The sequence below is a fragment of the Pseudomonas sp. VEM90 genome, from assembly GCF_054611535.1.
Map to the genome: position 1 here is coordinate 1 of NZ_JBTRAR010000014.1, position 13,067 is coordinate 13,067.

The following is a 13,067-nucleotide window of genomic DNA, read 5'->3' on the forward strand; positions in this document are numbered from 1 at the left end:
ACCCAGCATCTTGAGCAGTTCGGCTTTGCGCTCAGAGGAATAGTACGGCACAACGGCTCTCTTTCCGCCCCCGGGGTCTGGTTTCAGGTAAATCTGGCGAGGCGACAACTATCCTGACACCGGGGGGGGGTGATCGGCGCGGCGGTAGTGACGCTGGTTAGCGTGCGGGCCACGCATAAAGCCGTAGTCATCAAGTTCAGTTCTACGGCGCCAGGAATGGCGTTTGGAAATGGCATAGTAAAGCACTTAAGTAGCAATTTATTCGCCCGCGCCTCTGGCTACCCGGCGATTATCCTTGGACTAACCTCAGACATATTAAAAGGGTATCGACAGTCCCGAAATGGGGGGGCTCTATCAGGTGCGTATACTGCTGCTGGTGGATTCACATCTGCCGCTGGATCCGCTCTTATACTGGAAGCTAGCCTCGCGATTTCTGGCCCAACATCTTTAATCCCCTTCGCAGGCTGGGCTGCTGCGGGTCTCGTGCTTGTCGGTGCTATCGTGCTTGTCGGTGGGCTTTACCTACACGCTAAAGCACATGAGCGCCTCCATACTCCGATAGAGCTTTGGGCAAGCAGAAGTATTTTTGGCACAAGAGAGAACGATGGCGAAATCCGTTCTGGGATTAAGTTAGACCACCAGAAACTTCTCCCAAGCTTCACCAATATCAACGAAGAGCTTGAAGCCTGGCATACTCAGATCTACGCCCCCATTGCTCTGACTGCTGAACAAACAGCACGCCTAAATCTTGAAGGGCTTACTACACGATTGAGTATCAAAAATCAGTGGCCAACACCAGATTGGGCAACAATCATCCATAGCCATGTAGACGAGGGCATGGCCACCATTGAACTAACCGTACTCCTAAAAGACTTCATTATAGGGCAGAGCTTATGGCATGGCACCTTAAGCACCTTGGACTTCGACAGCAAGGCAACCCCCTCAAAGACTGAGCCGACCTGCCACTTAACTTGCGCAGGCCTTGTTCTACATTACAGAATCGATAGAGCCAGAGCAAAAAGTGGCACTCTATTAATAAGCTTTCTACCAAACCAAGGCTTATCCGCCAACACTCATTCAACCTCAACCCTTCATGTCGAGAGGTAGCACTGTGGCCACAACATGGTTATTTAGCCCACACGAAAACACTTATATCAAACCAAAGATCCACGGACAGATCAGCAAAATAACCACTACATTAGCGCAGCTCAGAAATCCATGGGTTTCCGACTCAGTCTTCATGGCCAAGATGTATACCGCCACGATTTTAGCCATCGCGATTGTATCCTACACAGGCTTTTTCACCCACTCAATCAATTACCAACAGGAAGGGGCATATGTATTTATTGCAATACAGCTCCTCGGACCATTTATTTTTACTCCATTCTTAGCCTGCCGTGTTTTCTTAATAAAAAAACTCTCTGACATATACCTCAATAGAGCCACCAAAAAAATATATTACAAACGCATAAATACAGTCATAGTTATTGATTGGAATAACACTGGAGGCGGTATTTTCAAACGCACAGAATTCGGCGGCTCCTCCTTCACTACCAGCTATGCCCTCGCCTTTGCCCCCCGCCGCGAAGACGGCAGCCTGCATCAAAAAGACTGCCTCTGGGTCGACAGCAACGAACCCACCGAACCCGGCGTCAAGCATGTAGCCGAGGTATGGGAATACCTCCGCCACTTCATGGACCACGGCCCGGACAAACTCCCCCCGCCCGGTGAACCCAACTGGTGGCACAAGCCACTGCACGCCATCTGCCTGACCCCGGCATAAGCCTGGCGCCACTACGCCCCTTGGCGAACCGGTGAGCCCGGTGAAATGCAGGGCAAAAAGAACTGGCAATTGCCGTTCTGGGCGGTGCTGTTCCCCTACAACCTGACCGTCGCTCTCTGTTGGTACTGTGTCTGCAAGCTTTTCAATGTCCGTGCAGCGCCACCACCGGCGGAGGCTTTCGAAGGTGGGCCTGCTAAGCCCGAATAGTCACCACCTGAAGTGGATAGGAAGAGAACGCTATGCGCCTGGATGGCAACGCGGCAAGACAGAATGGGGATGGCGCCCAGATCAAAGGGCTGTAGGACGACTCCTGACTTATCGCAGGCAAGCCAGCGTCCACAGGTTCGGCACAAATCTCAAGAGCGGTGCAATACCTGTGGCGCTGGCTTGCCGGCGATAATTGGGCGCAGCGCCTGTCAGGCGAACTTGGCCCGGGCCGCGTGCAGCTTCTTGTAGCTGTCGATCAGGCGCAGGTGGCGATCAAGGCCTTCGAGCTTCATGCTGGTCGGGGTCAGACCATGGAAGCGCACACTGCCGTCCACCGAACCCAATACCGCGTCCATGCGCGCATTGCCGAACATACGGCGGAAGTTGGCTTCGTAGTCATCCATCTCCAGTTCGTCATCCAGCTGCACTTCCAGCACCACGTTCAGCGCCTGGTAGAACAGGCCGCGGTCTACGGTGTTGTCGTTGAACTGCAAGAATGCCTCGACCAGTTCCTTGGCGTCCTCGAAACGCTGTACCGCGAGGCAGATCAGCAACTTCAGTTCGAGAATGGTCAGTTGGCCCCACACTGTGTTTTCGTCGAACTCCACACCGATCAACGTGGTGATGGTGGTGTAGTCATCCACATCGCAGTTGTCCAGGCGCTTGAGCAGCAGCTTCAACGAGCGGCTGTCGAGGCTGTGCAGGTTGAGGATGTCGGCACGGAACGACAAGGCGCGGTTGGTGTTGTCCCAGATCAGATCCTCGACCGGGTAGATTTCCGAATAGCCCGGTACCAGGATGCGGCACGCGGTGGCGCCAAGGTTGTCGTACACCGCCATGTACACTTCCTTGCCCAGGTCTTCGAGGATGCCGAACAGGGTCGCGGCCTCCTGCTGGTTGGAGTCCTCGCCGTGCCCGGAGAAGTCCCACTCGACGAATTCGAAGTCGGCCTTGGCGCTGAAGAAACGCCATGACACCACGCCGCTAGAGTCGATGAAGTGCTCGACGAAGTTGTTCGGCTCGGTCAGCGCGTGGCTTTCGAAGGTGGGTTGCGGCAGGTCGTTCAGGCCTTCGAAGCTACGGCCCTGCAGCAGTTCGGTGAGGCTGCGCTCCAGCGCCACTTCCAGGCTCGGGTGGGCACCGAACGAGGCAAACACGCCACCCGTGCGCGGGTTCATCAAGGTCACGCACATGACCGGGAACTCGCCCCCCAGCGACGCATCCTTGACCAGCACCGGGAAGCCTTGCTCTTCCAGGCCCTGGATGCCAGCGAGGATCGCCGGGTATTTGGCCAGCACCTCTTGCGGCACGTCCGGCAGGCACAACTCGCCTTCGAGGATTTCGCGCTTCACCGCGCGCTCGAAGATTTCCGACAGGCACTGCACCTGCGCCTCAGCCAAGGTGTTGCCCGCGCTCATGCCGTTGCTGAGAAACAGGTTTTCGATCAGGTTGGACGGGAAGTACACCACCTGCTGGTCGGACTGGCGCACGAACGGCAGCGAACAGATGCCCCGCGCCGTGTTACCCGAGTTGGTGTCATACAGGTGCGAACCACGCAGCTCCCCGTCAGGGTTGTAGATCGCCAGGCAGTGCTCATCGAGGATCTCGGCCGGCAACGCGTCGCGCGGGCCCGGCTTGAACCACTGCTCGTTCGGGTAGTGCACGAACGGCGCGTTGGCCAGGTCTTCGCCCCAGAACTGGTCATTGTAGAAGAAGTTGCAGTTGAGGCGCTCGATGAACTCGCCCAGCGCCGAGGCCAGCGCAGCCTCCTTGGTGGCCCCTTTACCGTTGGTAAAGCACATCGGCGACTGCGCATCACGTACGTGCAGCGACCAGACGTTGGGCACAATGTTGCGCCAAGAGGCGATCTCGATCTTCATCCCCAGCCCGGCAAGAATGCCCGACATGTTGGCAATGGTCTGCTCCAGCGGCAGGTCCTTGCCAGGGATATAGGTGCTGGTGTCCGACACCGGCATCAGCAGCCCCTGGGCATCGGCATCGAGGTTGTCGACCACTTCGATCACGAACTCAGGGCCGGTCTGCACCACCTTTTTCACCGTGCAGCGGTCGATGGAACGCAGGATGCCCTGGCGGTCCTTGTCGGAAATGTCCTCGGGGAGTTCGACCTGGATCTTGAAGATCTGGTTGTAGCGGTTTTCCGGATCGACGATGTTGTTCTGCGACAGGCGGATGTTTTCGGTGGGAATATCCCGGGTCTGGCAGTACAGCTTGACGAAGTAAGCCGCGCACAAGGCCGAAGACGCCAGGAAATAGTCGAACGGGCCGGGGGCCGAACCATCGCCTTTGTAGCGGATAGGTTGGTCGGCGATCACCGTGAAGTCATCGAATTTGGCTTCGAGACGGAGATTGTCGAGAAAATTGACCTTGATTTCCATGCGGGATTACCGTGATTTAAGCGTGCAAAACGAAATTGGCCGGCATTATCCGGGTTTTCGTTACGCAAGTCCTGTTCAACGCCGACCGCAGGCTTGATTTTTCGAAGCTGGCTTGCGTATTCCGCCGGATTACTTGCCTGATCCTCTGAAGCCACCCCCGCCACCAGACCAGCGGTCATCCTCCTGTGCTAGCGTTTCTGCACCGGGGGACAACGTATTCCCCATGCAGAAACACAGCGACAACAACCGTGACGGGCAGGTGAAACCATGGAACTACGCATCAACCAGAAGACCTATCAGGTCGAGGCGGACGCCGACACGCCCCTGCTGTGGGTAATCCGCGATGACTTGGGGCTGACCGGTACCAAGTATGGCTGCGGCTTGGCCCAGTGCGGCGCCTGTTCGGTGCTGGTGGACGGCAATGTGGTGCGCGCCTGCGTTACACCGGTGGCCGGTGTGGTGGGGCGCGAGGTCACCACCATCGAGGCGATCGAGGCCGACCCCGTCGGTAAACGGGTAGTCACCGCCTGGGTCGAGCACCAGGTGGCTCAATGCGGCTATTGCCAGTCCGGCCAGGTAATGGCGGCCACGGCGCTGCTCAAGCACACGCCAAAACCCAGCGATGCGCAGATCGATGCAGCCATGGTCAACCTGTGCCGCTGCGGCACCTACAACGCCATCCATGCCGCCGTGCATGAGCTGGCCCAGGGGGAACAGGCCTGATGAACACGCCAGTCGATACGCCTGCCGAACTACTCAGGTTGCAGCGGGGCGAAACGGTCAACCTGTCACGTCGGCGCTTTCTTGCCGGCACCGCAGTCGGTGCCCTGGTGCTAGGTTTCGGCCTGCCCATGGGCTCGGCCCGCGTGCAGGCAGCCGCCGCCGCTGCGGCAACTACGGAACGCGGCACCCAGGTGCCTGCATTTCTGGAGATTCGCCCGGATGGCACGGTGCGCCTGCTGAGCCCCTTCATGGAAGGCGGGCAAGGCCCTTTCACCGCCATGGCGCAAATTGTGGGTGAAGAGCTGGATGTCGACCCGGCCCATTTCGTGGTCGATAGCGCACCACCGGGCGAAGCCTACGTGGTGATGGAGAACGGTATGCGTATCACCGGTGGCAGCATGTCGGTGCGCATGAGCTACCCGACCATGCGCCGTCTGGGCGCGCTCGCCCGGGGCATGCTGCTGCAGGCGGGCGCCGAACACCTGGGTGTACCGGTGGATGAGCTTTCTACCACGCCGGGTAACGTGGTACATACCACGACCGGACGTTCCGTACCCTACGGTGAGCTGGCCGGTCGCGCCATGGACCTGCCGGTGCCCGACCCGGCCAGCGTCAAGCTGCGCGACCCCAGCCAGTTTCGCTGGATTGGAAAGCCCATACGCCGCCTGGATGCCTACGACAAGTCCACCGGCAAGGCCCAGTACTGCATCGACATCAAAGTCGACGGCATGCTCCACGCTGCCGTGCAGCATGCACCGCGCCTGGGCATGACGGTCGGTAGCCTGCGCAACGAAGACCAGGTCAAGGCCATGAAAGGCGTAAATTCGGTGCATCAGCTGCCAGGCGCCGTGGCCGTGGTTGCCGAGCGCTGGTGGCACGCCAAGCGTGCAGTGGAGGCGATTCAGGTGGACTGGAAAGAGCCGGCCGCCGACAGCAAAGTGCGGCCGATGCCGGCCGATTTTTCCAGCGACGCCTGGCGCGAACACCTCGCGACGGTGCAAGGGCCGGCACGCGATGAAGAGAACGAAGGGGATATTGCCGGCGCCTTGGCCAATGCCAAGACCAAGGTCGAGGCCAGCTACCACAACCAGTACCTGAACCATGCCCAGCTCGAGCCACCGTCCGCCCTCGCCCGCTTCAACCCGGACGGCAGCCTCGACGTCTGGCTACCCAACCAGGCCCCGGACATGTTCCGTGACGACATTGCCAGACGCACCGGCCTGGAGCCTGCACAAATCAACCTGCACTCGCCGCTGCTGGGCGGCTTCTTTGGCCGCCACTTTCTGTACGACTCTGCCAACCCCTACCCGCAGGCCATTGCCCTGGCAAAGGCGGTTGGCCGGCCGGTGAAGCTTATCTGGAGCCGCGAGGAGGAATTTTTGCGCGATGTACTGCGCCCCGTCGCAGTGGTGAAGTTCCGCGCCGGGCTGGACGCAGACGGTATGCCCGTGGCGCTCGAAGCGGTAAGCGCCACCGAGGGCCCAACCGAGGCCCTTGCCGGCAAACAAGGGGAAAAGATCGACCCGACCGCGCTCGAGGGGCTATCAGGCAAGTCCTACGCCATCGCCAACAAGCGCATTGCCCAGATCTATGTCAAAGGTCCGGCCATGCTCGGGTACTGGCGCTCGGTAGGTAACTCGCTGAACGACTTCTTCTACGAATCATTCCTCGACGAACTGGCTGATAAAGGTGGCAAGGACCCGTTTGAGCTGCGCCTGCACCTGCTGCGCGACAACCCGCGCCTGACCAACCTGCTGAACGCTGTGGCCGACTTGTCCGGCGGCTGGAAGCGCGGGCCGTTCACCGCCGAGGACGGCAGCAAGCGTGCACGCGGCGTGGCCATGGCCTCACCGTTCGGCTCGGAGGCTGCGGTCATTGCCGAGGTTTCGATCGACAACGGCCAGGTCAAGGTGCACGACATCTGGCAAGCCATCGACCCTGGCAGCATCGTCAACCCGGCGATCATCGAGCATCAGGTCAATGGCGCCGTCGCCCTCGGCCTGTCGCAGACGCTGGTGGAAGAAGCGGTGTACGTGGATGGCAAGCCGCGCGCGCGCAACTACGACCTGTACCCGATCCTGCCGCCTTCGCGCATGGCCCGGGTGCATGTGCGCATCATCGAAAGCGGGGCGAAGATGGGCGGCATCGGCGAACCACCGCTACCCGCCGTGGCCCCGGCGGTGGCCAACGCGGTCGCGCAGCTCACCGGCCAGCGCGTGCGCAGTTTGCCATTGAGCCGCCACACCTTCAGCTGATCGCACAAGGGACGCCTCATGACCCATCGTTTCGCAAGAACCGCTGGCTGGCTGGCGCTGCCGTGCCTGGTCGCGGCGGGCCTGCTGGCCTGGTATGTCACCCGTGAACCCGCATCGCCGTTTGCCGACGCGCAGGCCACTGCTGCCGACCCGGCGCTGGTCAGCCGCGGAGAATACGTGGCCCGGCTCAGTGACTGCGTGGCCTGCCATAGCCTGCCGGATGGCAAGCCGTTCGCCGGCGGACTTGAAATGGCCACCCCGCTGGGGGCCATCCACGCCACCAACATCACCCCTGACCGCGACAGCGGTATCGGTAACTACACCTTGGCCGACTTCGACCGCGCCGTGCGCCAGGGTGTCGCGCCCGGTGGCCGGCGGTTGTACCCGGCTATGCCTTACCCGTCCTACGCCAAGCTCAGCGATGATGACGTCAAGGCGCTGTATGCGTTCTTCATGCACGGCGTGCAACCGGCGCGGCAGGCCAACCTGGCCAGCGACATCCCCTGGCCGCTGAACCTGCGCTGGCCCATCGCCTTGTGGAACGGCCTGTTTGCCGCCACCACGCCTTACACCGACAAGACCGGGCAGGATGCACAGTGGAACCGTGGCGCCTATATCGTCCAGGGCCCCGGACACTGCGGCAGTTGCCACACGCCACGCGGCCTGGCGTTCAATGAAAAAGCGCTGGATGACAGCGGCAAGCCGTTCCTGTCCGGTGCACTGCTCGATGGCTGGTATGCACCCAGCCTGCGCGCCGACCACAACACAGGGCTGGGGCGCTGGAGCGAGACGGAGATCGCGCAGTTCCTGAAGACCGGGCGCAACCGGCATGCAGTGGTATTCGGTTCGATGACCGAGGCGTTCAACAACTCCACGCAATTCATGCATGACAACGACCTGGCAGCCATCGCCCACTACCTGAAGTCGCTGCCCGGCGACCCTCAACGTGACGGCGCGCCGTGGCAATACCAAGCCGAATCGGTAGCTATACGGTTGGACAGCCCAGGAGCGCGCACCTACGTGACACGCTGTGCGTCTTGCCACGGCCTGGACGGCAAGGGCCAGGCCGAGTGGATGCCGCCCTTGGCTGGAGCGACCTCGGCACTGGCCAAGGAGGACGCCTCGGCAATCAATATCACGCTCAATGGTTCGCAGCGGGTGGTGGCTGCAGGGGTGCCGGACGCCTATCGCATGCCGGCTTTCCGCGAACAGTTGGGAGATCAGGAGATTGCCGACGTGCTCAGCTTTGTGCGTACGGCCTGGGGCAACCAGGGTGGTGCGGTGGATGCGCAGGCGGTAGGCAAGCTGCGTGGCCATACCGATCCGGCCAGCAGCAGCCCCATCATCTTGCATATGCGTTGAACTGGAGTAGTACATGTACCGACGCAAGGCTGCTCCCACAAAGACCGCGAAGCACCTTAGCCACTCTGTCACTGCCACCGTTCCAGATTCTGTTTCAACCACTGCTCGGGCATGGCCTCATCAACGATCTTCGCCATTTCCCGCGCCAGCGCCTCACGTAGCGGTGGCCGGTTGCAGGGCGACTCTCGTGAGATTGCCAGGTACAACCCTTCGCTGGACACGGGTGGCTGCAACACCTGCACAGTGGCTGCGATGCCCAACGTGCGCGCCAGCGCCATGCCAGGATACTGCTCGTACACCACGTAATCGCTGCGTTTGTGCATCAGCTTCTCGAACGCCTGCCTGGCACTGGGCACTGCCTCGAGGGTGAGATTGGCCTGGGCGTATTCATCGAACTGTTGGCCGTGGCTGTTGTTGACCAGAGTGCCACCCTTGCGGCCTTTGAGGTCGGCCCATTGCTGGTAGGCAAAGGCATTATCCTGGTGCACCCAGATGACGCTGGGTGTGCGCAAGAACGGCGGGGTAATGTAGTCCACATGCTGCCGGCGCGCTTCGGTCAGGAAATACCCGGCCATCAAGTCGATCCGCCCGGTGCGCACTTCTTCCTGGGCTCGCGACCACGGCCCGGCGTAAACCACCTCTATTTCCAGGCCCAACTGCTTGCCCAGGTACCTGAGCAAGTCGGCATTGGCACCGATCAACTGTTGAGGGTTTAGCGGATCGCGCCACAGGTAGGGGGGGTATTCCGGGTTGCCTGTGGCGGTCAACCGTAGGCATGCATCATCCGCTACCGCAGCCAGAGGCAGCAGCGACAGGTACACCATGAGCAAGGCGTGGCGAAAGCAACGCTCGATCATCCAAGACCCTCGGCACATGAAACACCCGGCGACCCGGCGTGGTAGCCCAAGGCTGCCACCTACTGTGGTCGCCTGCAGCTATCATCCGCGCACTGTAGATAGTCTGGACCATCAACAACCCGCAGACGAGCCTTTCATCGTCCAGTAGAAAAATCTGCCAAAGGACAGACAGTGAGGAGCTGCACGGCCGGCGACACTTGGGCTTTTCAGCCTCCCTGCCGCCGCATCGCCAGGATCGCCGCGCCAAAACCGATAAAGGTGGTGCCCACCACCCGGCTCACCCAGCGCGACAGCGACGGCCGGGTCAGCACACCCTTGGCCCGCGCAGCCAAAGCGGCATACACGCTCAGCGAAGTCAGCGACAAGGCCACGAAGATCCCGGTCAAGGTCAGAAACTGTGGCAACAATGCAGCCCCTTGGTCGATGAACTGCGGGAACAGTGCAGTAAAGAACAGGGTTGCCTTGGGGTTGGTTACTGCAGTGAGGAAGGCCGATTTGAACAGTTTCAGCGGCGAGGGTCGCACCTTGGCCGTACGCTCTGCGGCACCCTGCCCCAGCATCGGGCTCTTCTTCAGCAGTTGTCGCGCCCCCAGGTAGAACAGGTAGCCCGCCCCCAGAACCTTCACGGCATTGAACAGTACTTCAGAACTGGCCAGCAGTGCGCCTAGCCCCAGCATGGCTGCAGCCGACAAACAGAACAGGCCCGTGCCATTGCCCAGCGACGACCAGATCGCGCTGCGCTGACCATGGGCAAGGCTGTTGTTGATAGCCATCAAGGTGGCAGGGCCGGGGCTGGCGATCGCGATGGCGGCGACCAGGGTGAATGCGAACAGCGAGTGAGAATCCATTTCAGGCTCGTCAGACAATCAGGAAAGGCTGCGTCAATTCTGGGCAGGTTCAGTCGGCATTCTGCCGCTTTGCCGCCTTCTTGGCGATAGCCTTCATTCGCGTCGCCGCCCGCTGCACAGTGGCCATTTTCTCGGGCCTCTTCATGCCCCGCCACTTGCGGATTTCGTCACGGGTGCGGCCGCAGCTCACGCACAGTTCGCTGTTGAGCTGGCATAACGAGACGCAGGGGTTGTCGATGTCTTTGGCCATGCCACTACTCAGCCAGGCAGCTCTGCCCGCGCACGTTCGCCAGCGCTGTGGAACACCTGGCGCACTTCCTCGGCCTTGACCTTGGTTACCGACCTGGCCACCAGCAACTCTTCGACCACGCGCAAGCCCTGCTCCAGGGCTGTGGCCAGTTGCTCGGCGTCGGAGGCGTCAGCGATATCACCCAGATAGGGAGCGATGAGATACACGTAACGGTCCTGCAGCTTGAGCGCTTCCAGCGCGTCGAGGGCTTTCTGGAACCGATCGGCAGCGGCAGGGCTCATGCTCAATTTATCGAAATGAATCAGGCTCACACGGTCAGTGGCCATTATGACGAATCTCCGTTTCCTGGTGCGGCCAGGCCCGCAAGCAGCAGCGCTTCTACGATGCTCGTATGTGCGGGCCCGGGTTGTGCCCATCAGGGTACCAGAAGCCGAGGCAGAAAGGGCCACTGCCCCCAGAACTAAAAGTATTTGCCAAGTCGCGTAATGGACGCCCCAGGACGTTATGGGGACATGAGCCGCCATCTGCTGCGCAGGATAATCCCGCCAGCAATCCACCCCGCCGAGGCCGTCATCGCGCTCGGCAGCCCACACAACAAGCCTGCGCGTTCAGGCAATACACAAATGGGGCCTCATCATACATGGCAAAGGAACACATCCCCGAAACACTCGATCTTGGCGTCACAGACCCCTCGAAAACCGCAGAAGCCCGCCAGGATCGGCATTTCGAGGGCAAGCTTGACTGGATCGTCTTTGGTTTCACCAGCCTCCTGGCCATCGCTTTCGTGCTCTGGGGCTTCCTCAACCAGGCCAGCCTGGCCAGCAGCGCCTCCAGCGCGCAATCCTGGGTCATTCTCAATTTCGGCTGGTTCTTCGTGCTCACCTCCTCCCTCTTCGTGGTGTTCGTGCTGTGGCTGGCCGCCAGCCGTTACGGGCGGGTGCCGCTGGGCCGCGATGGCGAACAGCCAGAATTTCGCACGGTGTCCTGGGTAGCGATGATGTTCAGCGCCGGTATGGGCATCGGCCTGATGTTCTTCGGCGTGGCCGAGCCGCTGTCGCACTACATATCGCCGCCGCCAGGCTCAGCCAGCGGGCAGACCAGCGAAGCGATGCAGGTGGCAATGGCCACCACCCTGTTCCACTGGACCCTGCACCCTTGGGCCATGTACGCCATCGTTGGCCTGGTAATCGCCTACGGCACCTTCCGCCGTGGCCGCTCGCAGCTGATTTCCGCTGCGTTTCGGCCGCTGATCGGCAAGCACGCAAACGGCCCACTCGGCCGCCTGATCGACATGATGGCGATCTTCGCCACATTGTTCGGCTCGGCCGCCTCGCTGGGCCTTGGCGCGCTGCAGATCGCCGGCGGCCTGGAATACAACGGCTGGATCGAAAGCCCCGGTAAACTGTTCTACATCTCGATCATCACACTGCTGACCATTGCCTTCGTCACCTCGGCGGTGTCGGGCATCGGCAAGGGTATCCAGTGGCTGTCCAACACCAACATGGTGCTGGCACTGGTGCTGGCAGTGTTCGTGTTCATGGTCGGGCCGACGCTGCTGATGCTCAATCTGCTGCCGACCTCGCTCGGCATCTACATCAAGATGCTGCCGGAGATGATGGCCCGCACCAACGCCAGCGGCGGCGAGCAGATGAACAGCTGGCTGGCCGGCTGGACCGTGTTCTACTGGGCCTGGTGGATCTCCTGGACGCCTTTCGTGGGCATGTTTATCGCCCGCATCAGCCGCGGTCGCACCATTCGCCAGTTCGTGACCGGGGTGCTGCTGGTGCCAAGCCTGGTCAGCCTGGTGTGGTTCACCATCTTCGGCGGTGCCGCCATCGACGCTGTGCGCGAAGGCGCCTTCCAGCTGGCCAACGGTGCGGTCAACAGTAACCACGCCCTGTACCAGCTGCTGGACAGCTACCCGCTGGCATCGGCAACCTCGGTGCTGGTGATGATCCTGGTAGGCATCTTTTTCGTTTCGGGTGCCGACGCCGCCTCGCTGGTGATGGGCACGCTGTCGGAACACGGCACCACCGCGCCATCACGACGCACAGTGATTTTCTGGGGCTCGCTGACCGGTACGGTGGCGGCGATCATGCTGGCGATCGGCGACCCACGTAACCCTGGCGAGGCGCTGACCGGGCTACAGAACCTGACCATCGTCGTGGCCTTGCCATTCGTGGTGGTGATGGTACTGCTATGCCTGGCGCTGTACCGCGACCTGCGCAAGGACCCGATGATGCTGCGCCACCTACGCGGCAACGAGCTGATCGAGAAGGCCGTACTGTATGGGGCGGTGAAGCATGGAGAGGAGTTCTACATTGTAGTGCAGGAGAAGAAGGCATCGACCAAGACAGCGACAGAGGCCGAAGTAGCCAGCAACTGA

At 60.9% G+C, this 13,067-nt stretch carries 10 protein-coding genes and 1 pseudogene; 6 read left to right on the forward strand and 5 right to left on the reverse strand.

Features of this window, described 5'->3' with window-relative positions:
• Positions 1–216 precede the first annotated feature (216 nt).
• Both ACYCCG_RS14730 and ACYCCG_RS14735 read left to right on the forward strand, forming a co-directional pair.
• Positions 217–1,107, forward strand: a complete 891-nt coding sequence (locus ACYCCG_RS14730) for a hypothetical protein (RefSeq protein WP_459670931.1) — start codon at positions 217–219, stop codon at positions 1,105–1,107.
• A 4-nt stretch (positions 1,108–1,111) separates the two neighbouring features.
• Positions 1,112–1,990 (forward strand): annotated as a pseudogene (locus ACYCCG_RS14735) (DUF6708 domain-containing protein).
• A gap of 209 nt (positions 1,991–2,199) precedes the next feature.
• On the opposite strand, the gene ACYCCG_RS14740 reads toward ACYCCG_RS14735, so the two are convergent.
• Positions 2,200–4,386 carry an OsmC domain/YcaO domain-containing protein gene (locus ACYCCG_RS14740; protein ID WP_003256021.1) on the reverse strand — a complete coding sequence of 729 codons (2,187 nt, stop codon included), beginning with the start codon at positions 4,384–4,386 and terminating at the stop codon, positions 2,200–2,202.
• A 267-nt stretch (positions 4,387–4,653) separates the two neighbouring features.
• Between ACYCCG_RS14740 and ACYCCG_RS14745 the strand changes: the two genes are divergently transcribed.
• Genes ACYCCG_RS14745 through ACYCCG_RS14755 form a run of 3 tightly spaced genes read left to right on the forward strand, consistent with a single transcriptional unit; the run spans position 4,654 to position 8,726 of the window.
• On the forward strand, positions 4,654–5,109 hold the full coding sequence (locus ACYCCG_RS14745) for a (2Fe-2S)-binding protein (protein ID WP_176685723.1): 456 nt from the start codon (positions 4,654–4,656) through the stop codon (positions 5,107–5,109).
• Positions 5,109–7,364 (forward strand): xanthine dehydrogenase family protein molybdopterin-binding subunit, encoded by a 2,256-nt coding sequence (locus ACYCCG_RS14750; RefSeq protein WP_339443345.1) that lies wholly within the window; start codon positions 5,109–5,111, stop codon positions 7,362–7,364. The genes ACYCCG_RS14745 and ACYCCG_RS14750 overlap by 1 nt, the downstream gene beginning before the upstream one ends.
• Positions 7,365–7,382: 18 nt before the next feature.
• Complete coding sequence (locus ACYCCG_RS14755; RefSeq protein ID WP_339534960.1) at positions 7,383–8,726, forward strand: c-type cytochrome; 1,344 nt, start codon at positions 7,383–7,385, stop codon at positions 8,724–8,726.
• Positions 8,727–8,794: 68 nt separating this feature from the next.
• Here the strand turns inward: ACYCCG_RS14755 and ACYCCG_RS14760 are convergent, their stop codons facing one another.
• The 4 genes from ACYCCG_RS14760 to ACYCCG_RS14775 form a co-directional block, all read right to left on the reverse strand.
• Positions 8,795–9,583 (reverse strand): substrate-binding periplasmic protein, encoded by a 789-nt coding sequence (locus ACYCCG_RS14760; RefSeq protein ID WP_209966727.1) that lies wholly within the window; start codon positions 9,581–9,583, stop codon positions 8,795–8,797.
• 206 nt (positions 9,584–9,789) lie between these two features.
• Positions 9,790–10,431 (reverse strand): LysE family translocator, encoded by a 642-nt coding sequence (locus ACYCCG_RS14765; RefSeq protein ID WP_209966729.1) that lies wholly within the window; start codon positions 10,429–10,431, stop codon positions 9,790–9,792.
• A 49-nt stretch (positions 10,432–10,480) separates the two neighbouring features.
• Positions 10,481–10,681: a DUF1289 domain-containing protein gene (locus ACYCCG_RS14770; protein ID WP_012271937.1), complete on the reverse strand. Its 201-nt coding sequence runs from the start codon at positions 10,679–10,681 to the stop codon at positions 10,481–10,483.
• Between the two features lie 8 nt (positions 10,682–10,689).
• Entirely contained in the window at positions 10,690–11,007 is a 318-nt protein-coding gene (locus ACYCCG_RS14775) for a hypothetical protein (RefSeq protein ID WP_004577480.1), read from the reverse strand.
• Positions 11,008–11,321: 314 nt separating this feature from the next.
• On the opposite strand from ACYCCG_RS14775, the gene ACYCCG_RS14780 reads away from it, so the two are divergent.
• Positions 11,322–13,067 (forward strand): BCCT family transporter, encoded by a 1,746-nt coding sequence (locus tag ACYCCG_RS14780; RefSeq protein WP_339443349.1) that lies wholly within the window; start codon positions 11,322–11,324, stop codon positions 13,065–13,067.